General features: G+C 61.1%; 18 protein-coding genes. 11 read left to right on the forward strand and 7 right to left on the reverse strand.

Annotation, left to right across the window (positions count from 1 at the left end; genetic code table 11):
- Window positions 1-69 precede the first annotated feature (69 nt).
- The 4 genes from AAAT03_RS05595 (at window position 70) to AAAT03_RS05610 (ending at window position 3,545) form a co-directional block, all read left to right on the forward strand.
- Entirely contained in the window at window positions 70-726 is a 657-nt protein-coding gene (locus tag AAAT03_RS05595) for an AzlC family ABC transporter permease (protein ID WP_349102818.1), read from the forward strand.
- On the forward strand, window positions 716-1,039 hold the full coding sequence (locus AAAT03_RS05600; protein WP_349102806.1) for an AzlD domain-containing protein: 324 nt from the start codon (window positions 716-718) through the stop codon (window positions 1,037-1,039). Before AAAT03_RS05595 ends, AAAT03_RS05600 begins: the two co-directional genes overlap by 11 nt.
- 150 nt (window positions 1,040-1,189) lie before the next feature.
- On the forward strand, window positions 1,190-2,212 hold the full coding sequence (locus AAAT03_RS05605; protein ID WP_349102807.1) for a 2-keto-3-deoxygluconate permease: 1,023 nt from the start codon (window positions 1,190-1,192) through the stop codon (window positions 2,210-2,212).
- Window positions 2,213-2,402: 190 nt separating this feature from the next.
- Window positions 2,403-3,545 carry a diguanylate cyclase gene (locus AAAT03_RS05610; protein ID WP_349102808.1) on the forward strand — a complete coding sequence of 381 codons (1,143 nt, stop codon included), beginning with the start codon at window positions 2,403-2,405 and terminating at the stop codon, window positions 3,543-3,545.
- A gap of 101 nt (window positions 3,546-3,646) precedes the next feature.
- Here AAAT03_RS05610 and AAAT03_RS05615 read toward each other — a convergent pair whose 3' ends face one another.
- Window positions 3,647-4,582 (reverse strand): DMT family transporter, encoded by a 936-nt coding sequence (locus AAAT03_RS05615; RefSeq protein WP_349102809.1) that lies wholly within the window; start codon window positions 4,580-4,582, stop codon window positions 3,647-3,649.
- A 99-nt stretch (window positions 4,583-4,681) separates the two neighbouring features.
- Window positions 4,682-8,428: a phosphoribosylformylglycinamidine synthase gene (locus AAAT03_RS05620; RefSeq protein WP_349102810.1), complete on the reverse strand. Its 3,747-nt coding sequence runs from the start codon at window positions 8,426-8,428 to the stop codon at window positions 4,682-4,684.
- Between the two features lie 184 nt (window positions 8,429-8,612).
- On the opposite strand from AAAT03_RS05620, the gene AAAT03_RS05625 reads away from it, so the two are divergent.
- Complete coding sequence (locus AAAT03_RS05625) at window positions 8,613-10,175, forward strand: cation:proton antiporter (RefSeq protein ID WP_006234446.1); 1,563 nt, start codon at window positions 8,613-8,615, stop codon at window positions 10,173-10,175.
- A 284-nt stretch (window positions 10,176-10,459) separates the two neighbouring features.
- Here the strand turns inward: AAAT03_RS05625 and AAAT03_RS05630 are convergent, their stop codons facing one another.
- Window positions 10,460-11,209: an SDR family NAD(P)-dependent oxidoreductase gene (locus AAAT03_RS05630; RefSeq protein WP_117645711.1), complete on the reverse strand. Its 750-nt coding sequence runs from the start codon at window positions 11,207-11,209 to the stop codon at window positions 10,460-10,462.
- A 214-nt stretch (window positions 11,210-11,423) separates the two neighbouring features.
- On the reverse strand, window positions 11,424-12,767 hold the full coding sequence (locus AAAT03_RS05635; protein WP_118266856.1) for a homoserine dehydrogenase: 1,344 nt from the start codon (window positions 12,765-12,767) through the stop codon (window positions 11,424-11,426).
- 498 nt (window positions 12,768-13,265) lie between these two features.
- Between AAAT03_RS05635 and AAAT03_RS05640 the strand changes: the two genes are divergently transcribed.
- The 5 genes from AAAT03_RS05640 (at window position 13,266) to AAAT03_RS05660 (ending at window position 18,127) form a co-directional block, all read left to right on the forward strand.
- Complete coding sequence (locus AAAT03_RS05640; protein WP_349102811.1) at window positions 13,266-14,453, forward strand: ABC transporter substrate-binding protein; 1,188 nt, start codon at window positions 13,266-13,268, stop codon at window positions 14,451-14,453.
- Window positions 14,454-14,592: 139 nt separating this feature from the next.
- Window positions 14,593-15,474 (forward strand): branched-chain amino acid ABC transporter permease, encoded by an 882-nt coding sequence (locus AAAT03_RS05645; protein ID WP_117582912.1) that lies wholly within the window; start codon window positions 14,593-14,595, stop codon window positions 15,472-15,474.
- Window positions 15,475-15,483: 9 nt separating this feature from the next.
- Window positions 15,484-16,563 carry a branched-chain amino acid ABC transporter permease gene (locus AAAT03_RS05650; RefSeq protein WP_117842904.1) on the forward strand — a complete coding sequence of 360 codons (1,080 nt, stop codon included), beginning with the start codon at window positions 15,484-15,486 and terminating at the stop codon, window positions 16,561-16,563.
- Window positions 16,553-17,413, forward strand: coding sequence for an ABC transporter ATP-binding protein (locus AAAT03_RS05655; protein ID WP_089573307.1), 861 nt, complete (start codon window positions 16,553-16,555; stop codon window positions 17,411-17,413). The genes AAAT03_RS05650 and AAAT03_RS05655 overlap by 11 nt, the downstream gene beginning before the upstream one ends.
- A 12-nt stretch (window positions 17,414-17,425) precedes the next feature.
- The gene (locus tag AAAT03_RS05660; RefSeq protein WP_035137222.1) at window positions 17,426-18,127 is read left to right on the forward strand and encodes an ABC transporter ATP-binding protein; all 702 of its coding nucleotides are present in this window, start codon (window positions 17,426-17,428) and stop codon (window positions 18,125-18,127) included.
- 508 nt (window positions 18,128-18,635) lie between these two features.
- Here AAAT03_RS05660 and AAAT03_RS05665 read toward each other — a convergent pair.
- The 3 genes from AAAT03_RS05665 to AAAT03_RS05675 are packed head-to-tail and all read right to left on the reverse strand — an operon-like array spanning window position 18,636 to window position 19,853.
- On the reverse strand, window positions 18,636-18,899 hold the full coding sequence (locus AAAT03_RS05665; protein ID WP_117776090.1) for a hypothetical protein: 264 nt from the start codon (window positions 18,897-18,899) through the stop codon (window positions 18,636-18,638).
- A gap of 14 nt (window positions 18,900-18,913) precedes the next feature.
- Window positions 18,914-19,546, reverse strand: coding sequence for a DUF1700 domain-containing protein (locus AAAT03_RS05670; protein ID WP_349102812.1), 633 nt, complete (start codon window positions 19,544-19,546; stop codon window positions 18,914-18,916).
- On the reverse strand, window positions 19,533-19,853 hold the full coding sequence (locus AAAT03_RS05675; RefSeq protein WP_187361915.1) for a PadR family transcriptional regulator: 321 nt from the start codon (window positions 19,851-19,853) through the stop codon (window positions 19,533-19,535). The genes AAAT03_RS05670 and AAAT03_RS05675 overlap by 14 nt, the downstream gene beginning before the upstream one ends.
- Window positions 19,854-20,312: 459 nt before the next feature.
- On the opposite strand from AAAT03_RS05675, the gene AAAT03_RS05680 reads away from it, so the two are divergent.
- Window positions 20,313-20,990, forward strand: coding sequence for a copper homeostasis protein CutC (locus AAAT03_RS05680; protein ID WP_349102813.1), 678 nt, complete (start codon window positions 20,313-20,315; stop codon window positions 20,988-20,990).
- The last annotated feature ends 3 nt before the right edge of the window (window positions 20,991-20,993 follow it).

Here is a 20,993-nt window from a genome sequence, read left to right on the forward strand (position 1 = left end):
GCGCTGCAGACGACTTACCAGAATGGGAGTGGCATGGTCCTTAGGATCTTTAAAACCGTCTGGCCGGTGATGCTTACCTATGTTGCAATAGGCGCGCCGTGCGGAATGATCATGGGGCAGACGGGAATGGAACCCTGGATGGTCTTTGCCCTGAGCAGCACGTTTGTGACGGGCAGCGGCCAGTTTATGATCTGCAACCTGTGGCTGGCGGGCGTGCCTGCAGCATCGATCGTCGCGAGCGTTGCTGCCATCTCCTCGCGCTTTGCGCTTTACTCGGCATCGATCGCGCCGCATCTGACGGGTGCCTCGAAGCGTCAGACGCTGGCTGTTGCCGCGACACTTACCGAGGAGGCATATGGCATCTCGCTTGCCAAGTTGGTTGAAGGGGAGGATTGGGGCCCGCGCGAGTCCTTTGTGCTCAACGTGATTCTCATCGCAACATGGGGCGTTTCGTGTACGATGGGCGCCATCGTCGGCGCCGTTGTCGATGTTCCCACCGCCATTGCAGCCTTTGTCTGCACCTCGCTCTTTATCTGCCTGCTCTTTTCGCAGCGGCTGTCGCGCGGCAACGTTGTCGCGGCGGTTTCGGGCGCGGTGTCCGTCGCCGTATGCAAGTTCTTGGGCCTCACGAATATTGCCGTGCCGGCAAGCGTCGTGGCCGGCATGGCCATTGCGTTGGCGTGCGATGCTGTATTTGACGGAAGAGGTGCCCGCGATGTCCGTTAACGAGTTCTTGGTTCTGTGGCTGTCGTCGTGGGCTGCTATCGCGTTCTTTCGCATCGCGCCGGCGTTCGCCTTGCGCGGGCGGACCCTGTCGCCCCGCATTACCGAGGCCCTGGGCTATATCCCGCCCGCCGCCTTTGCCGCGCTGGTCGCCAACGACTTGGTGAGCCCCGGCGCGTTCGACGCGGGACTCTGGCCTGCCTTGGTTCCCTGGATTGCGGCCGCCGGCGTCGTGGTCGTGGCGGTCAAGACAAAATCGATGCTGTGGTGCTGCGTCTCGGGCATCGTACTCTATATTGTCTTGAGCCTTATATAGGGGTGGCGTCGCGGGCGCCGAATCTCGTTCCATCCCAACTCGTCGGATTTTTCACCGAGCTGGTCTATTTCTTCTGGTACCATGGTAAAACTTTACTGTAGCAAAGCGTGACGTGGGCTTTTGTACCCCGTCAGCGGAAATGGGGGTTTCATGGCACAGGAAGCAACCGCCAACGAGCAAAAGAAATTCAAGGTCCCGCGCATCCCGGGCGACATCATGATCTATCCGATGATCGTCGGTCTTTTGCTCAACACCTTCTGCCCGCAGGTTTTTGAGATCGGCGGCTTCTTTACGGCTGCCTGCCGCGGTGGCTCCAATACCATCGTCGCCGCGATCCTGCTGTTTGTGGGCGCCGGCATCAGCTTTAAGTCCACGCCGGGTGCCATCAAGACCGGTATCGTCGTGCTGATCCCCAAGCTGGTCGTCGCAGCGGCTCTCGGCCTGGGCGTGGCATATTTCTTTAACGACAACTTCCTGGGTCTGAGCTCCGTGTCTATCATCGGCGGCATCACGTTTTGCAACATGGCGCTCTATACGGGCATCATGGGCGAGTTCGGCGATGAGTCCGAGCAGGGCGCCGTCGGTATCCTGTTCTTTACGGCTGGCCCCGCCGTCACGATGATCATCCTCGGTGTTTCCGGCCTCGCCAACATTCCAATTGGCACCATTATCGGCTCCATCTTGCCACTCGTTATTGGCATGGTTCTGGGCAACCTGTTCCCGTTTATCAAGAACCTGCTGGTCCCCGGCGCCAATCCCGCGATCGCCGTTATCGGCTTTCAGCTCGGTGCGTCCATGAACCTGTCGAGCTTTATCACCGGCGGTATTTCCGGCATCTTGCTGGGCCTTGTCACGCTGTTTGTCGTCGGTCCCATCACCTTTGCGTTCGAGCGCCTGTGCGGTGGTAACGGCAAGGCCGCCGTTGCTTGCTCCACCATCGCCGGCACGGCTTTGACCACGCCGGTTGCTCTTGCTGAGGTCGCGCCGCGCTATGCCGAGCTTGCGCCCACCGCGTATGCGCAGATCGCCACCGCCGTTATCATCACGGCGATCATGGCTCCGATTCTGACTGGCTGGGTCGACAAGAAGTTCTGCCAAGGCAAGGAGGATCTGTCGCCTGTCGGTGTCGAGGCCATAGAGGAGGCCGTCGCGACTGACATCGATGGCGAGTAGCAATCGATACCCATCAATGATGCCGGCGTGTGCAATTCGCGCCGTATGGGCGCCCGAACAGAAACTGTTTTGCAGTGATGTTCGGGCGCTCTGCTATTATCCCCTTTACCCCTGCGGAGTAAAGGGGTGTTTATTGCCCTGATTCGAATTGGGCGATTCTGACCACTTGGGTATTGAAGGGATGGCGCTAGTGGTTAAGGCACTCAAGATTGAGATATTCGTGCTATGCATGATTGTTCTTATCGGGCTTGCCGTGCGAAGTCGTCGCTCCTTGTTCTCGAGCACCCAGCAGCTATTGTTTAGCATGCTTGGCTACACCTCTGCCGCGTACATATTATTCGATATGATCTGGACGCTTTCGGACGGTGAGGACGGCACGTTGGGCATTGCTGCCAACTGGATTTCCAACGCGGTTTCGTTTTCGCTCTTTGCTATCGCGTGTCTCATTTGGTTTATCTATTCCGAGACGGTGCAGGGTTCTCGCCTTTTGACCTCGCGCTATAGGGTGGTGCTTGTAGCGTTGCCTACGGCTCTGGTGGTCGTGCTGGCGTTTACCAGTTACTGGACGCACGCCCTGTTCTATATCGATTCGCAGGGCGTGTATCGTCGCGGCTTTGCCTATATGATCCAGCCCATCGTCAGCTACTGTTACGTTATACATACGTCCCTGCATGCATTTGTGCAATCTCGCAGGGTCGAGAGCCTGCAGACGAAGGCCATCTATCGAACCTTGGCATTTTTCGCCATTCCGGCCCTGGTGGGCGGTACCTTTCAGGTCGTATACTCGGTACCCGGCCTTTGTGTCGGCATAATGATTAGCATGTTGCTGCTCTACATCATCTACCAGGAGCAGCTCATCTCGACCGACCCGTTGACTGGACTTAACAATCGCAACCGTTTTGAGACCTATATGCTGTCGCTCTTCTCAAATGTGGATCAGGCCGAAGATGTATATCTGCTTATGATGGACGCCGACGGCTTTAAGCAGATTAACGATCGCTATGGGCATGTGGAGGGCGACCACGCTCTTCAGGTCATATCCGCTGCGCTCAAAGAAGTCTGCTCGGCGTCTGGCGGCTTTATCGCACGTTATGGTGGCGATGAGTTCGTGGTGCTCCAAAAGGCAGTGGCGGAACAGGATATCATGCATCTGTGCGCGACAATCAACGATGAGCTCGCGCGCGCCGAGGTTCCGTATCTGTTGCGGATGTCCATCGGCTACGCACGGGTTGGTGATGGCGTCGATACCTGGCAAGACTTGCTTCGTGCTGCCGACGCGGAGCTCTACCGCGTAAAGCGCGAGAAGAAGAAAGCCGGCGTTCAGATACGCTAGGAAAAGGGGCACACGCTGGCGTGCGTGGCGGCCCTCGGCTCTCCGATGTACTCCATTAAACTAAAGTATGTGAATCCGCTCTGCTAAATAAGGGCAGTTCATTAGGCCTTTTTGGGCCTGTTGACGATGATGATGCCGCCGCAGACCAACAGCAGGGCAACAAGTACGGTCACAGGGCTCGTGCCAGCGCCCTCGCCGAGCAGCAGCGCGCTTAACAGTACGCCAAAGACTGGATTCATAAAGCCAAAGACCGACACACGGCTGACGGGGTTGACGGCAAGCAGACGCGACCATAGCGAGTACGCGACGGCGGAAATGAGTGCCATATAGATAATGAGCGCGATGGCGGGGGCGATTTCAGTGGGGGAGAGCGCGCCGCCCATCAAAAAGCCGATGGCGGTGAGGACCAGTCCGCCGACCAAGAACTGCCACCCGGCAAGCAAGACGCCGTCGTGCTTGCGCGAGAAGATGCCGATCAGGCAGGTCGAAAGAGCACCCGCGACAGTGGAGGCTAGGATAAAGCCCTCGCCATCGAGCCTGAAGCCAAAGGTGCCATCTGCGCCCGAGAGGTTGACGAGCGCGACGCCGGCAAAGCCCAGCGCACAGCCAAGCACCTTGGCCGTATCGAGCTTCTCGGTGTGAAATGCCAGGGCGGCAAAGAGGATTGCGAGGAAGTTGGCGCTGGCCTCGATGATGGAGCTCGACATGGCGCTGGCGCGCGAGAGGCCCAGATAGAAAAAGAAGTACTGCCCGATAGTCTGGAAGAGCGACAAGACAAAGATGGGCTTGATGTCGCGAGCCTGCGGAATGAGGGGGCGGCGTTGGGCCGCACTCATCCCAACGACAACCAGGGCGCCGGCAAGGGTGAAGCGCAGACCCGCGAAGAGCAGCTGCGAGGCGTTATCGTGCGCGGGGATGCCAAAGAGCGCATAGCCGATCTTGATGCAGGGAAAGGCCGATCCCCAGAGTGCACAGCAAACAAGACAGCCCAGGATGAGTCCGGGTAGGGTGGCGAGATACGGCTTGCGGCTTTCCATGATGTCCTTCCTGCATGCGCGAAGCAAAAAAGAACCCGCCACCGGATGTGTCGGTGGCGGGTGTTGTTACCCGAGGGGATTGTACCCGATGGGAAAGGTTTAAGCGAAGTAGGCCACGCCGCTCTCAAAGATCGGCATGAACTTATCGCCGGGGACATGCTCGGGCACGTTGCGGTACAGGTTGTCGCCGCGACGCTCGGCATGGCCCATCTTGCCCAGGACGCGGCCGTCGGGGCTCGTGATGCCCTCGATGGCGAGTGCGGAGCCGTTGGGGTTGACGGAAAGATCCATGCTGGGCTTGCCGTCCTCGCCCACGTACTGCGTGGCGACCTGGCCGTTGGCGATCAGCTGGGCGAGCACCTCGTCGTTGGCGACAAAGCGGCCCTCGCCGTGGCTGATGGCGACGGTGTAGGGGTCGTCCAGGCTGCACTGCGACAGCCACGGGGACAGGTTGGACGAGATGCGGGTGCGCACCAGACGGCTCTGGTGGCGACCGATGGTGTTGAACGTCAGCGTGGGCGCGTCGGACGTGGCGTCGACGATATCGCCGTAAGGCACCAGGCCGAGCTTGACCAGGGCCTGGAAGCCGTTGCAGATGCCCAGCATCAGGCCGTCGCGGGCCTTGAGCAGGTCGCGGACTGCCTCGGTGACTTCGGGAGCGCGGAAGAACGCCGTGATGAACTTGGCGGAGCCGTCGGGCTCGTCGCCGCCCGAGAAGCCGCCGGGGATCATGACGATCTGGCTTTGGCGGATGCGACGGGCAAGCTCGTGGGTGCTTTCGGCAACAGCCTCGGGCGTGAGGTTGTTGATCACGAAGGTGTCGGCCTCGGCACCGGCGGCGCGGAAGGCACGGGCGCTGTCGTACTCGCAGTTGTTGCCGGGGAAGACGGGGATAATCACGTGCGGGCGGGCGATCTTGGCGGCGCCGTACACGTGGATGTCCTTGGCGCGATAGTCAATGGTCTCGACCTCGGGTTGCTCGCCGGTGCTGCGGTAGGCAAAGACGCCCTCGATGCCGCTCTCCCAGGCTTCCTGGAGCTCGGAGAGATCGATGACCTCGGAGCCGGTGTCGATGACATAGCCCTCGACGGTGGTGCCCAAGGGCTCGACGACAACGCCGTCGGCGACCTCGGGCAGCTCGGCATCCTCGGCGAGCTCGACGATAAAGCTGCCGTAGAGCGGGGTGAAGAGGCTCTCCACATCCACATCCTCGGCAAGCTCGATGCCGATCTGGTTGCCGACGCACATCTTAAAAAGGCTCTCGGCGCCGCAGCCGTAGCCGGGCGTGGAGACGGCCAGGGCATCGCCGGTAGCGGTGAGCGCCTCGACGGCGTCAAACGCGGCGAGCAGCTGCTGGGCATCGGGGCGGTAGTCCTCGCCATAGGTGGCGGGGGCGATGCGGACGACGCGGTGCGTCAGGCCCTTGAACTCGGGCGAGGTGGCACGGGCTGCGCGGCCTACGGCCACGGCGAAGCTGATGAGGGTCGGCGGAACGTTGAGCTCTCCGGCCTCGTCCTCAAACGAGCCGCTCATGGAGTCCTTGCCGCCGATGGCGCCGGCGCTCAGGTCGACCTGGGCCATAAGGGCACCCAGAACGGCTGCCATGGGCTTGCCCCAACGCTCGGCCTCGGTACGCAGGCGCTCGAAGTACTCCTGGAAGGAGAGGTAGGCGCGCTTGTGTTCAAAGCCGGCGGCGACGAGCTTGGCGATGGACTCGACTACGGACAGGTAGGCGCCCGCAAACTGGTCGGCCTCCATCAGGTAGGGGTTGAAGCCCCATGCCATGGCGCTCGCCGTGGTGGTCTCGCCGTCCACGGGGAACTTGGCGACCATGGCAGAGCTCGGGGTGAGCTGCGTCTTGCCGCCAAAGGGCATGAGCACGGTTGCGGCACCGATGGTGGAGTCGAAGCGCTCGGAAAGGCCCTTGTTGGAGGCAACGTTGAGGTCGGTGACAAGCGAGGTCATGCGCTCGGCAAGCGTGGTGCCGGCCCAGCTGGGCTGCCACACGCTGCGGGCGCAGACGTGAGCAGTCTGATGCTTGGGCGCACCGTTGGAGTTGAGGAACTCACGGGACAGGTCGACGATGGCGACGCCGTTCCAGGCCATGCGCATGCGCGGCTCGGCGGTAACCTCGGCGATAACGGTAGCCTCCAGGTTCTCCTCGGCGGCGTAGCCCATGAACTCCTCGACATCACCGTCGGCGACGGCGCAGGCCATGCGCTCCTGAGACTCGGAAATGGCGAGCTCGGTGCCGTCCAGGCCGTCGTACTTCTTGGTCACGGTGTCCAGGTCGACATACAGGCCGTCGGCAAGCTCGCCCACGGCGACCGAGACGCCGCCGGCGCCAAAGTCGTTGCAGCGTTTGATCAGACGGCAGGCGTCGCCGCGGCGGAACAGACGCTGCAGCTTGCGCTCGACCGGGGCGTTGCCCTTCTGGACCTCGGCGCCCGAGGTCTCGATGGACTCGGTATTCTGGGTCTTGGAGGAGCCGGTGGCGCCGCCGATGCCGTCACGGCCGGTGCGGCCGCCCAGCAGGATGATCTTGTCGGTGGGGGCGGGGCACTCGCGGCGCACGTGGTTTGCCGGGGTAGCGCCCACGACGGCGCCAACCTCCATGCGCTTGGCCACGTAGCCGGGGTGATAGAGTTCGTTGACCTGACCGGTGGCAAGGCCGATCTGGTTGCCGTAGCTGGAGTAGCCGGCGGCGGCAGTGGTCACGAGCTTACGCTGCGGCAGCTTGCCCTCGAGCGTCTCGGACACGGGGACGGTGGGGTCGCCGGCGCCGGTGACACGCATGGCCTGGTACACGTAGCTGCGGCCCGACAGCGGGTCGCGGATGGCACCGCCCACGCAGGTGGCGGCACCGCCGAAGGGCTCGATCTCGGTCGGGTGGTTGTGGGTCTCGTTCTTAAAGAGGAACAGCCAGTCCTGGTCCTCGCCGTCGACATCGACCTTCACCTTGACGGTGCAGGCGTTAATCTCCTCGGACTCGTCGACATCGGTCATGACGCCGGTCTTCTTGAGGTACTTGGCGCCGATGGTGCCCATGTCCATGAGGCAGACGGGCTTGGTGTCGCGACCGAGTTCGTGGCGCATCTCCATGTAGCGGTCGAAGGCCTGCTGCACCACGGCGTCGTCGATCGTCACGTCGTCCAGGACGGTGCCGAAGGTGGTGTGGCGGCAGTGATCGGACCAGTAGGTGTCGATCACGCGGATCTCGGTGATGGTGGGGTCGCGATCCTCATCGCGGAAGTACTGCTGGCAGAAGGCGATGTCCGCCTCGTCCATGGCAAGGCCGCGCTCGGAAATAAAGGCGGCAAGGCCGGCTTCGTCGAGCTCGCGGAAACCGTCGAGCACCTCGACGGGCTGGGGCTCGGGGGTCTCCATGTACAGCGTCTCGGGCAGGTCGAGCGAGGCGATGCGCGCCTCGACGGGGTTCGCCACGTAGTGCTTGATGGCATCAATGGCGGCCTCGTCCAGAGCGCCCGAGATCATATAGACCTTGGCGGAGCGCACGGCGGGGCGCTCGCCCTGGCTGATGAGCTGCACGCACTCGCTGGCGGAGTCGGCGCGCTGGTCAAACTGGCCAGGCAGGAATTCGACGGCAAAGACGGCGCCATCGCTTGCGGGGAGCTCGTCGTAGGTCACATCGACCTGGGGCTCGCTAAAGACGGTCGGCACGCAGGACCGGAAAAGCTCCTTGTCGATGCCCTCGACGTCGTAGCGGTTGATAATCCTCAGGGCCTCGATGCCCTTGATGCCGAGAATTTCGGTCAGCTCGCCCTTGAGCTGCTGAGCCTCGACGTCGAACCCGGGTTTCTTCTCCACGTAGATACGAGAGACCATTGGTTCCTGCCTTCCTGATCGGTTGGGCGTACGGTACGGTATGCGGCAGCGGTCGGTTTGCGGGGTCTGCCCTGCGGTCGCCTTGAGCCACATGTTTGTAAACCTCACTATGATACGACAGCTCGCGGCGCGTTGAGGACGGCGAGGGTGCTACAGTGAAGCGCAAACAAGAGAAAGGCATCACATGGCATTCGTTTCGCTCGCCATCATCGCACTCGTGGCCTTTGCGAGTCCTTTTATCGCCTCGGCGATTCCCGGAAAACCCGTTCCCGAGACGGTCTTTTTGCTCGTGCTCGGCGCGGTACTGGGACCCCATATGCTCGGCGTCATCCATGTAGATGCTGAGGTCTCGCTTGTGTCCGAGCTGGGCCTGGCCTTTTTGTTCCTGCTTGCCGGCTTTGAGATCGACCCCAAGAGCATCACAGGCGTCGAGGGGCGCTACGGCTTGGCGACGTGGGTCGTCACGTTTGGTATCGCCTGGCTTGCCGTGCGCTTTACCCCGTGGTTCTCAGTCAGTCATTTCGACGGTATCGCCGTGACGCTTGCCCTCACTTCGACGGCGCTCGGTACGCTTGTGCCCATCATGCGTGAGCGCTCGCTCACCGGCACGCGCGTGGGCGACTCGATTCTCGCGTATGGCACTTGGGGCGAGCTCGGTCCCGTGCTCGCCATGTCGGTGCTGTTGTCTGCCCGCACTGGTATCCAAACGCTCGTTATCCTTGGCTTGTTTGCGGTGGTTTGCGTGTTGCTGGCCGTGGTCCCGAGCCGCTCCAAGCGCGTCGGCAGCCGCTTCTTTGCATTTGTTGAGGAGCGCGCCGATACCACGTCGCAGACCTTCGTGCGCCTGACGGTGCTCATCCTGGTCACGCTCGTGGCATTCTCGGCTGTCTTTGATCTCGACATCGTGTTGGGTTCTTTTGCCGCCGGCTTTGTCCTGCGCTATATCATCCCCGAGGGCAACCATACGCTCGAGACCAAGCTCGACGGTCTGGCCTACGGTTTTTTGATTCCGGTGTTCTTTACCGTATCGGGCGCAAAGATCGATCTGACGGCCGTGGCGTCGCGCCCGGGTCTGCTCGTGGGCTTTATCGTGGCGTTGTTGATTATTCGTGCCGTGCCCATTCTTATTTCCATGAGCATTTGTCCTGCGACGCGCGATGTGTCGGCGTATGGTCGCATTACCGTGGCCCTGTACTGCACCACGGCGCTGCCGATCATCGTTGCCGTTACGAGCGTTGCCGTCAACGCGGGCGCGCTGTCGCAAGATATTGCGTCGGTCATGGTTGCCGCCGGTGCCATCACGGTGTTCTTGATGCCATTGCTCGCGCAGCTCTTCTACCGCGTGGTGGATGCCGCACCGGTCGCCGCCGTGGCAGAGGTTGCCGAGCATCCATCCGATGCGCTCGACATCTTGCGCGCCCACCACGACCTAGCGAGCTTGCTCGCGCGCGAGCACGAGCTGCTGACCTCGCATGGCCATGGTCGCGTATTCGAGGGCCTGCCTACGCTCGATACGATTGCCGAGCGTCTTTCCGCCGAGGCGGCGAGCGGCCACATCGATGCCCGCATCGTGGACGCGGCACACCTGCTTGCCGATAAGACCTATGGAGACGAGGTCGACCCGTCCGAGCTGACTCCGCGTGAGCGCCGCCGCCTGGAGCGCGCCAAGCTCGCTGTGCGCGAATACCGCCGCCGCATGCTGGAGCTCTATGCGCGCGAAGAAGCCGAAGACGACGACGGTAAGTAGTCGATACTTTCTCGGGGAAGCCGCGTCCCGCTTTGAAGGCTCGGAACGGGATGTGGTTTCCGAAACGGGGGCCGTTGGGAAGCTGTGTCCCGGAATGGGCGCTCAGAGTGGGATGCAGTTTCCGCAAGGAGGTCCTGGGGGAAACCGTGCCCCGTTCTGATCCGAAATACTGGGACATAGTTTCCCTTTCATAACAGGAGAAGGCGCGCTGTCTGCAGTTGATTCAGACGGCGCGCCTTTTTGGTTGAGCTATGTTGAAGCTTGAAGCCAAAGCTTGTGGCTCCTTAGGAGCGGGCGGCTCCGTCGACGGGGAGCACGGCGCCCGTGACATAGGAGGACATGTCGCTCGCCAGGAAAACAAAGGCGTTGGCGACATCCTCGGGCTCGCCCATGCGACCCAGCGGAATGGTGGCGATGATGGGCTTGATGACCTCTTCGGGCAGGTTGGCGACCATGTCGGTCTTAGTCACGCCGGGGGCGACGGCGTTGACGCGGATGCCCATGGGAGCGAGCTCGCGCGAGAGCGACTGGACCATACCGTTGACGGCAAACTTGGACGTGGGGTAACCGACGCCGGAGGGCTGGCCGTACTTGGCGACCATCGAGCTTGTGGTAGTGATGGTGCCGCCGTGGCCGGCCTCGGTCATGATCTTGGCGGCAGCCTGGTGGCCATTAAAGACGGCGACGACGTTAAGGTCCATGACCTTTGCGAACTCCTCGGCCGTGTAGTCCAAGAGGGGTGAACGCTGGGAGATACCGGCATTGTTGACGACCGTGTCCAAGCCGCCCATGTCGGCTGCAGTCTGCGTAAAGGCCTCAGTCACGGCCTCGAGCGAGGTGAGATCGCAGGAGCGACCCCAGACCTTGGCGTCGGGATAGGCGGCTGTCAGCTTCTCAACGGCCGTGTCGGCAGTCTCTTGGCGCGAGCCAAAGACGGTGACGGCAGCGCCTTCCTCGATAAAACGGCAGGCGATGGCATAGCCGATACCGCGTGTGCCTCCGGTGATGATTGCTTTCTTGCCCTCGAGCAACATGGTGCTTCCTCTCATCGCGGGCGGACATTCGCAACACAGCGTAGCCGTAACCGGAATCGGCCGTGTTTGCATATCGGTGAACGGTAGCCCGCGTTACCGATGAGCGGCTCGCGCAAATGTGCTCTGCCGTTGTGCTTAGGGCAGGAGACAAAAGGGCTCCCGTCCCACATCGGACGGGAGCCCTCAAAGCGTGTATTGCTAGGCGAGCGTTGAGTTAGTTGGCCATAACGCCTTCGATCCAGGCCTCGACGTCCTCGATGCGCAGGACGTTGGCGACCTCGGCCACGCAGTCGACGCTGGCAAGCTCGGCGGCGGCAGCCTGGACGTCCTTCTCGAGCGCGCGGTGCGTCAGGAAGATAACCGAGCAGGCATCGCTGACGCCCGACTTGCCGTCCTCGACCTGGTTGATGAGCGAGATCGAGATGTTGTGCTTGGCAAAGATGTCGACCGTCTCGGACAGGGCGCCCACGCGGTCGGCGACCTTCAGGCGCACATAGTACTTGGTCTGGAGCTCGTCCATGGGCTTAAAGGCGAGGTTGTGGCCATAGGGCTCAATCTCGGGCAGCGGAGCCACGCCGCGGCTGATCTGCTCGGAGAGCGACAGGATATCGCCCACGACGGCGCTCGCGGTGGGGAAGGAGCCTGCGCCCGCGCCGTAGAACATGGTCTCGCCCACGGCGTCGCCTACCACGTAGACGGCGTTCATGGCGCCGTTGACCTTGGCGAGCATATGGTCTGCGGGGATCAGCGTGGGATGCACGCGAACGTCGACGCCAGCGTCGGTGTTGCGGGCGATGCCGAGCAGTTTGATGGTGTAGCCGAGCTCGCGGGCCTGGGCGATGTCCTCGGCGCCGATGGTGCGGATACCCTGCTGGTACACATCATCGGTGGTAACGCGGGTGCCAAAGCCGATGGAGGCGAGGATGGCCGTCTTGCTTGCGGCATCGAAGCCGTCGACGTCGGCGGACGGGTCGGCCTCGGCATAGCCCTTAGCCTGTGCGTCGGCGAGCACGTCAGCGTAATCGGCGCCCTCGGCGTCCATGCGCGACAGGATGTAGTTGGTGGTGCCGTTGAGGATGCCGGCGATGGTCAGGATCTTGTTACCCACCAGGTCGTGCTCGAGTGTGCTGACAATGGGGATGCCGCCACCGCAGCTGGCCTCGCACTTAATCTGCACGCCGCACGCACGCGCCTTCTCGGCAAGCGTCTCGACATGGCGGCCCAGCAGGGCCTTGTTGGCAGAGACGACGTGCTTGCCGTGCTCAAAGGCGGTGGTGAAGATCTCGGTCGCGGGGTGCTCGCCGCCGATGAGTTCGACGACGATATCGACGGCTGGGTCGGTGACGACGTCATGCCAGTCACTCGTAAAGGCCTCGCGCTCAATACCGGCTGCCTCGGCCTGCTCCCAGACAAGCGCGCAGGCGCGGGTCAGCTTAAGGTCGATGCCGTAGGCTGCCAGGTACTCATCGTGGTGGCTCTTGATCAGACGGGCCACGCCGCCGCCGACGGTTCCCAGACCGATCAGACCGACGTTCACGGTGCGCAGGGATTCGCTCATAGATAGCTCCTTCGTGCATCTTATGGATGGATAAACCGCTTAAAGGTTGAGTGCATTCTAGCGTGAACCGGGGGCGCGTGCTCGCCAGGCAACAGGAGCCGCACAAAACGGCACCCCCGAAACGCTGCGGAAACATTGGAAACACGCTCGCTACAAACGGACTTCCGTAACAAACTGTCAACGTTTGCGCCATAAGGTTTGCCCTGTACCGCAAGACGGCCGCACCGCGGCCAGCGAAAAAAAGGGGGGACACCATGTTTATTAAGAGCGGGAACGCTTGTAACAGAATGGAAACATTACTTTTACACAATAAAGTGGCATTACTGCATAAAAAAATAGAAATACGCAGAAATATGGATAAATGAACAAATCCAAAGAAAAGTTGAAATATTCGCCACTTTTCCTAACTAAAGCGTCTACTATTTTGCGAACGCCGAACACGGCGAAGGATGGCCTGTCGGGTAACCGAAACCCGACGAGATTTGAGAGGAGAGCCGCATGTCGAGCCTCACCGGTAAGTCATTGAACCCTGTTATGAATCGCAGGAGCGTTATCGCGAGCGCAGCAGGTCTGGGGGCGATGTCCATTCTAGCTGGCTGCTCCTCCAACGGCGGCGACAGCGGTTCCGCGTCGGGCGACGCTTCGTTTAAGATCGGCACCATCGGCCCGCTGACCGGCGCCAACGCGTCCTACGGCAAGTCCGTTACACAGGCTGTCGAGCTTGGCTGCAAGGATTTCTCGACTAAGGAGCTGCCGCTTGTCAGCAAGGCCGAGGACGACCAGGCTGACGGTGAGAAGGCCGTCAACGCCTTCAACACCCTGCTCGACTGGGGCATGCAGGCCCTCGTCGGTCCGACCACCACGGGTGCGTCGGTCGCCGTTGCCGCCGAGTGCGGCAACGACCCCGAGACGTTCATGATCACCCCGTCTGCGTCCTCCGAGGACGTTACCAAGGGCAAGGATTGCGTCTTCCAGGTTTGCTTTACCGACCCCAACCAAGGTGTCAACGCTGCCAAGTTCCTGGCAGAGAAGTATGCGAACGAGAAGTTCGTGCTGTTCTATAACTCCGGCGACGCCTATTCTTCGGGCATCGCAGATTCCTTTAAGGCCCAGGCCGCTAAGTCTAAGCTTGAGATTGTCGACGAGGAGACCTTTAAGGACGACTCCGCCACGAGCTTTACCAACCAGCTGACCAAGGCCAAGCAGGCAGGCGCCACCATGATCTTTGCGCCGATCTACTACACGCCGGCGTCCGTCCTGCTCAAGAACGCCAAGGACATGGGCTACGACGTCAAGATGATGGGCTGCGACGGCATGGACGGCATCCTGGGCGTTGAGGGCTTCGACACCTCTCTTGCCGAGGGTCTGCTGCTCATGACCCCGTTCTCCGCCGACGACGAGAAGAACGCCGACTTCGTCAACGCTTACAAGGATAAGTACGGCGATACACCCGACCAGTTTGCCGCCGACGCCTACGACGGCGTGCATGCTGTGGTCGAGGCTCTCAAGGAGGCCGGCCTGGGCGTCGACGCCGACCCCACCGAGGTTGCCGAGAAGCTTCCCGAGGCTATGCTCAAGATTACCGTTGACGGTCTGACTGGCAAGCTCACCTGGAACGACAAGGGTCAGGTCCAGAAGGACCCGACGGCGTACGTCATTACCGACGGCAAGTACGTACAGGCCTAATAGGCCGCCTTATATAGAGCGGTTTTGATCCCAAGCAGGGGAGGTTTTGGCCTTCCCTGCTTGCTTGGTATCTAGGGACGATGTAACGTCCCTGTTTCATACATCAACTGTAAACCTATTCGAAAGGGGGATGTGGAACATGACGGTCTTTATCCAATACCTGGTCAACGGCCTGTCCATGGGCAGCGTCTACGCCATCATCGCGTTGGGCTACACCATGGTCTACGGTATCGCCAAGATGCTCAACTTCGCTCACGGCGACGTCATCATGGTCGGTGCCTATGTCTCGTTCTGCGCCACGTCGTATCTCGGCCTCCCGGGCTGGGCATCTGTAATTCTCTCTTGTGTGGTCTGCACGGTTCTCGGTGTTCTCATCGAGGGTCTGGCATACAAGCCGCTGCGCCAAGCAGGCCCTCTGGCCGTTCTGATCACGGCCATCGGCGTGTCTTACTTCCTGCAGAACGCCGCGCAGCTTCTGTGGGGCGCCACGCCCAAGAACTTCACTTCGCTCGTCACCTTCCAGGTGCCGGAGTTCTTGGCCAAGTTCAACGTAAGCGCCGTCTCGCTCGTCACCATCGTCGCCTGCCTGGTTATCATGGCCGGCCTGATGTTCTTTACAGGCAAGACCAAGATGGGCAAAGCCATGCGCGCCGTGTCCGAGGACAAGGCCGCCGCTCAGCTCATGGGCATCAACGTCAACCGCACCATCTCGATGACGTTCGCCATCGGCTCCGCCCTTGCCGCCATCGCCGGCGTGCTGCTGTGCTCCTACTCGCCGGTGCTGCAGCCCACGACGGGTGCCATGCCTGGCATCAAGGCCTTCGATGCCGCTGTCTTCGGTGGCATCGGCTCCATCCCCGGTGCCTTTGTCGGTGGCATTCTCATCGGTATCATCGAGGCGATGGCACAGGCTTATATTTCCACGAGCCTTGCCAACTCCATCGTCTTTGGTGTTTTGATCATCGTCCTGCTCGTCAAGCCTGCCGGCCTCTTGGGCAAGTACGTCCCCGAGAAGGTGTAGGTGAGCGTTATGAAGTTTCTTAAAGACAAGCAGACGCGTCACGACTTTGTTACGTACGCCATGTGCCTTGTGGCGTTCGCCATCGTGTTCTTTATGCAGTCTAACCACATGATTCCGCGCATGATCGCCGGTCAGCTGGTTCCCATCACGGCCTATATCGTCATGGCTATCTCCCTTAACCTCGTCGTCGGCATCGCGGGCGACTTGTCGCTGGGCCACGCGGGCTTTATGAGCGTCGGCGCCTATACAGGCATCGTTACCGCGGTCGCCCTCGAGAGCGCCGTTCCCTCCGATCCGATACGTCTTGTCATCAGCATCGTGGTCGGCGCCATCGCTGCCGCCATCCTGGGCTTCTTGATCGGCATCCCGGTCCTTCGCCTGAGCGGCGATTACCTGGCTATCGTGACGCTGGCCTTTGGCGAGATTATCAAAGAGATCGTCACCTGCCTTATCGTGGGCGTCGACTCCCGCGGCCTGCATGTGATCTTTAACATTACAGGTAACTCCACGATCGACGACCTGCACCTGCTCGAGGACGGCACCGCCATCATCAAGGGCGCCCAGGGCGCATCGGGCGTGTCGACGTACTCGACCTTCCTCGCCGGTGCCATCCTGGTCATGGTCGCACTCGTGATCGTGCTCAACCTGGTTCGCAGCCGTACCGGCCGTGCCATTATGGCCGTGCGCGACAACAAGATCGCTGCCGAGTCCGTGGGCATCTCCGTCACCGAGTACCGCATGATCGCCTTCGTGGTTTCCGCCGCTCTCGCCGGCGCTGCCGGAGCCCTCTTCGGCGGTAACTTCTCGCAGCTTTCCGCCACCAAGTTCGACTTCAACACGTCCATCCTCATCCTGGTATTCGTGGTCCTGGGCGGTCTGGGCAATATGCGCGGCTCCGTCATCGCGGCGGCGTTGCTCACGGTGCTTCCCGAGCTGCTCCGTCAGTTCTCGGACTACCGCATGCTCATCTACGCCATCGTGCTGATCCTGGTCATGATCTTTACCAACAACCCGCAGCTCAAGGCGTTCTTCGCACGCATTAAGGACCGCTTTGCTTCCAAGAAGGAGGTAGCAGCCGATGCCCAGTAAGTTTGAGTTCAACAAGGGCAAGATGGTCCCGTATCCTTCTGGCGCCATCGTTCCCGACCGCGACCTGGGCCAGCGCCCGGCGCTCGAGTGCATCCACTTGGGCATTGAATTTGGCGGCCTTAAGGCAGTCGACGACTTTAGCCTGACCATCGGTAAGACCGAGATCGCCGGTCTGATCGGTCCCAACGGTGCCGGTAAGACCACGGTCTTCAACCTGCTCACCAAGGTGTACCAGCCCACGCACGGTACTATCCTGCTCGACGGCGAGGACACCTCGGGCAAGTCCGTCTACCAGGTCAACCGTATGGGTATCGCCCGTACGTTCCAGAACATTCGCCTGTTCAACACCATGACGGTGGAGGACAACGTTAAGGTCGGCCTGCACAACCAGGAGCGCTACTCTGGTTTTGAGGGCGTGCTGCGTCTGCCGACGTACTGGAAGCACGAGAAGGCCGCCCACGAGCGCGCCATGGAGCTGCTGTCCATCTTTGATATGGAGCACCTGGCAAACGAGCAGGCCGGCTCGCTGCCTTACGGCGCCCAGCGTCGTCTGGAGATCGTCCGCGCGCTTGCCACCAACCCCAAGCTGCTGCTGCTCGACGAGCCTGCTGCCGGCATGAACCCGTCCGAGACCGCCGAGCTCATGGAGAACATCGTCAAGATTCGCGACACCTTTGGCATTGCCATCATGCTTATCGAGCATGATATGTCGCTCGTCATGAATATTTGCGAGGGCATTTGCGTGCTTAATTTTGGCAAGGTCATCGCCAAGGGCACGGCCGAGGAAATTCAGAACAACGACGCCGTTATCGAGGCATATCTGGGCAAGCAGGATAAGGGGGAGAACTAAATGGCAGAGCCGATGCTTTCCGTCTACAACATCAACGTCTGGTACGGCGCTATCCACGCCATCAAGGACATCTCCTTTAACGTCAACGAGGGTGAGATCGTGGCCTTGATCGGTGCTAACGGCGCCGGCAAGTCTACAACGCTTAAGACTGTCTCGGGCCTGCTGCGTTCCAAGACCGGCTCCATCAAGTTTATGGGCGAGGACATTACCCATACGCCTGCCGACAAGCTGGTGGGCAAGGGCCTGGCCCAGGTGCCCGAGGGCCGTCGTGCCTTTTTGCAGATGACGGTCGAGGAGAACCTGGAGATGGGCGCTTACACGCAGCCCAAGTCCACGGTGGCTCCGGGCCTTGAGCGCGTCTACGAGCAGTTCCCTCGCCTTAAGGAGCGCCGTCGCCAAGTCGCCGGCACCCTTTCGGGCGGCGAGCAGCAGATGCTCGTTATGGGCCGCGCCCTTATGAGTAACCCCAAGCTGCTCATGCTTGACGAGCCTTCCATGGGCCTGGCGCCGATTCTGATTGAGCAGATCTTCCAGATTGTCGAGGACCTGCACAAGGCCGGCACCACGGTGCTTCTGGTCGAGCAGAACGCGCAGATGGCGCTCTCGATCGCCACGCGTGGCTACGTGCTCGAGACCGGCAAGATCACCATGACCGGCACGGGCCAAGAGCTCCTGCACGACGATAACGTCCGCAAGGCATATCTGGGCGGCTAGGGACTTCCGCCGTTCTGCCGAACGGCGGACCGGCCGACGCTGTGCGGGCGCCCTGATCGACGTGCCGAAGCTCCTCACCCTTGGGGCTATGCCGCGGTACGAGGCCAGGTGGTCATGGTCCGGGAACCTCGCGATGTCGAATGACACCGCGAGGTTCGCCGCCGTCCTCGGCGGCCTCGGCCCCCGAGTGGGCGATCCCCACGCGCTAACGCCTGCAAACAAGGGGATCGCCAAGACGCCGCCGGGCACCTCCGTCATAGACGTGGAAGTGCGGCCGCGCTGAAGCTCTGCGCGGTGTCTGCTCGCTTATGTGCGCATCACGAAGGAAGACCAGATCGGTGAGCGGGATTGGCCCGAAGTCGAGAGATTCCCATCAGCCTCTCGTCGGTCGATGACCGGTTCACCACGCAGGAAGAGCGTGACGGAAGGTCTCGCAAAAAGGCTCCGAGCGCGGCGTGCTCACGCCCGTCGTGGTGCGCCCGAAGGGGGATGGCTGCTACGAGCTCGATCATTTGCGAGGAGAAGACGAACCAGCCGTTGCAGATCCAATATGGATCTCGCCGACCTCGGCAAGCTGCTCGATGAGCGGAAGCCCTGTCGGGTCGTCTATTTCAACACCACCCAGAATGATGGTGTCATCGCGCAGGTCGATCTGTGTGTTGAACACAGCGAGGTTAAAGCCGGAGGCCACAAATCCGATAGCAGCCAGGACGAGCCCCGTGGCAACAAGCCCACCCGCTACGGCAAGGTAAATCTTTTTTACGCTGGACATGTTTGCACTCCTTCCTATGCCGTAAGCGGCGCCGCTTCAGCGCCCCTGCGGTTCTTACTGCCTCGATCTTTCCAGAAGGGCGAAACGGCTTTCTTCGCCCAAAGGGCAGAGAGGCGCGCGATCTGCTTGGACGCCGTCCAGGCACCGGCTCCCGCGAGGAGCGCCACACCGATGGAAGCGAATCCCATTCCCATCGAGGTTAAAACGTACGGAACATGCCCGATAATGATGCCGTCCACGGTGAACAGGAGCCCCACCACGCCCGCGCCCCCGAATGCCGCGGCCACGATCCACACGCAGAGCGCAAGAACCCAAATGCAGATGTAGACTGTAGCGGCAACGGCGACGAACGCGAACAGCAGCGGAATCCATACCGGAGAGCCCACGATGGCGAGCGCCCATAGAAGCGCCGTGCTCTTGCGCTTGGTCCTCGCAATTGCGCGCGGCACGGCGGGCAGTTCGTCGAGCGTTGCCTCGGCGACCTCACCGAGCGTGCCCATGGCGGCCACAGCCTCGGCCTCCGTCATGCCGTCCTCCATACGGTCGGCGATGGCCTCCGCGTAGAACTCCTGCGTTTCCTTTACCTGATCTGCCGGCAGACAGGCCAGAAGCTCGCCCAGCCGGTTCAAGAACTCATCGCGCGTCATGGTGCGCTCCCTTCACGTAACTGTAGATTTCCTGCACGGATGGCCATTCGGCGAGGAACTCGGCGATACGCTCATGCCCGGTGTCCGTGATGCGGTAGTACCTTCGTAGCCGCCCGTTGTGCTCGGCGGAGCGCGCCGTGATGCACCCTGCCTTCTCCAGGCGCTTGAGCAACGGATAGAGCGTGGACTCCGTGAGCCCCATGCTCGCGGGCACGTCCTTCACGATCTGATAGCCGTAGGATTCCTCGCCCGAGACGGCCGCGAGCACGCAGGCCTCGAGGAAGCCGCGCTTCATCTGTGCCTCCATCCGCACACCTCCTTTCGTAGTATACTGTGTAACACCTACTATATGACACATAGTATATGATGTCAACAGTTGTCGTATAGGGAGCCCGGTCTGTCTGTCCCCGGTATAGCGACGAGTGTCGGTTGACGCATCGCGCGAAACACCAACCAGTGCTCCTTTGATGCAACTCTCATTCGACCACATTTCTGAGCAGCTACCTTCCCGCACCAAAGCGTGCCTGATCCTGGGATAGTCGTTGGGGACGTTCTTGAATGAATAGTCGTTTAAGAACGTCCCTAACGACTACTTCTATACAGCAAAAAGGGGTGCTGACCATTTCGGTCAGCACCCCTTTAAGTTGCGGTGAAATAGGGACTGAATACGGGCTCCAGAGGCCAAAACAGTCTCTATTCCACCGCAACTTCATGGGGGCGTGCGACAATGCCCATCGGAAAACGTTTGTCATCTGGGGGTCTATCTATGCTGTACGAGTTTTGTGCCGAGAACTTTGAGCGTGTGCCGGCGGCTATCGATGCCGGTGCTAAGCGCATCGAGTTGTGCGACAACCTTGCCGTCGGTGGTACCACGCCCTCGGCCGGCGTTATCAGCACTACGGTCAGCTATGCTCACGAGCATGACGCGCGAGTGATGTGCATGATTCGCCCGCGTGGCGGTGACTTTCACTACAACCAGGACGAGCTGCGTATGATGGAGATGGACCTGGGCCTTGCCGTGAGCGCCGGCGTTGACGGCTTGGTCTTTGGCTGCTGCAAGCCCTGCGCTGGCGGATGGGAGCTCGACGAGCTTACGTTGGGCGCCCTCGTGATGGCCGCGGGCTGCGCGACCGAGGAATGCAAGCGTGAGCCCATCGACATCACCTTCCACATGGCGTTTGACCAGCTCTCGCCCGAGGCTCAGCTCGACGCGATTGACATACTCGCCGACTGCGGCATCACACGCATCCTGACGCATGGTGGCGCTGCCGGTACGCCGATCGAGGACAACTTCGAAAACCTGGCCCGCTTAATCGAGTATGCGGGCGACCGCTTGACCATCCTTCCCGGCGGCGGCATTTCCACGGCCAACCGCGATACCGTGGCGGCGGCACTGGGCGTCTCCGAGCTCCATGGCACCAAGATTGTGCCGCTGGAGGTATAACCC

Origin of the sequence: Collinsella sp. CLA-AA-H167, assembly GCF_040095305.1 — a bacterium.
Taxonomy (GTDB): domain Bacteria; phylum Actinomycetota; class Coriobacteriia; order Coriobacteriales; family Coriobacteriaceae; genus Collinsella.

Bases quoted from the DNA above. Each gene is read 5' to 3' on its own strand.
- AAAT03_RS05595 (WP_349102818.1), top strand. From the start codon at position 70: ATGCTTACCTATGTTGCAATAGGCGCGCCGTGCGGAATGATCATGGGG.
- AAAT03_RS05600 (WP_349102806.1), top strand. From the start codon at position 716: ATGTCCGTTAACGAGTTCTTGGTTCTGTGGCTGTCGTCGTGGGCTGCT.
- AAAT03_RS05605 (WP_349102807.1), top strand. From the start codon at position 1,190: ATGGCACAGGAAGCAACCGCCAACGAGCAAAAGAAATTCAAGGTCCCG.
- AAAT03_RS05615 (WP_349102809.1), bottom strand. From the start codon at position 4,582: ATGGAAAGCCGCAAGCCGTATCTCGCCACCCTACCCGGACTCATCCTG.
- AAAT03_RS05620 (WP_349102810.1), bottom strand. From the start codon at position 8,428: ATGGTCTCTCGTATCTACGTGGAGAAGAAACCCGGGTTCGACGTCGAG.
- AAAT03_RS05625 (WP_006234446.1), top strand. From the start codon at position 8,613: ATGGCATTCGTTTCGCTCGCCATCATCGCACTCGTGGCCTTTGCGAGT.
- AAAT03_RS05630 (WP_117645711.1), bottom strand. From the start codon at position 11,209: ATGTTGCTCGAGGGCAAGAAAGCAATCATCACCGGAGGCACACGCGGT.
- AAAT03_RS05635 (WP_118266856.1), bottom strand. From the start codon at position 12,767: ATGAGCGAATCCCTGCGCACCGTGAACGTCGGTCTGATCGGTCTGGGA.
- AAAT03_RS05640 (WP_349102811.1), top strand. From the start codon at position 13,266: ATGTCGAGCCTCACCGGTAAGTCATTGAACCCTGTTATGAATCGCAGG.
- AAAT03_RS05645 (WP_117582912.1), top strand. From the start codon at position 14,593: ATGACGGTCTTTATCCAATACCTGGTCAACGGCCTGTCCATGGGCAGC.
- AAAT03_RS05650 (WP_117842904.1), top strand. From the start codon at position 15,484: ATGAAGTTTCTTAAAGACAAGCAGACGCGTCACGACTTTGTTACGTAC.
- AAAT03_RS05655 (WP_089573307.1), top strand. From the start codon at position 16,553: ATGCCCAGTAAGTTTGAGTTCAACAAGGGCAAGATGGTCCCGTATCCT.
- AAAT03_RS05660 (WP_035137222.1), top strand. From the start codon at position 17,426: ATGCTTTCCGTCTACAACATCAACGTCTGGTACGGCGCTATCCACGCC.
- AAAT03_RS05665 (WP_117776090.1), bottom strand. From the start codon at position 18,899: ATGTCCAGCGTAAAAAAGATTTACCTTGCCGTAGCGGGTGGGCTTGTT.
- AAAT03_RS05670 (WP_349102812.1), bottom strand. From the start codon at position 19,546: ATGACGCGCGATGAGTTCTTGAACCGGCTGGGCGAGCTTCTGGCCTGT.
- AAAT03_RS05675 (WP_187361915.1), bottom strand. From the start codon at position 19,853: ATGGAGGCACAGATGAAGCGCGGCTTCCTCGAGGCCTGCGTGCTCGCG.
- AAAT03_RS05680 (WP_349102813.1), top strand. From the start codon at position 20,313: ATGCTGTACGAGTTTTGTGCCGAGAACTTTGAGCGTGTGCCGGCGGCT.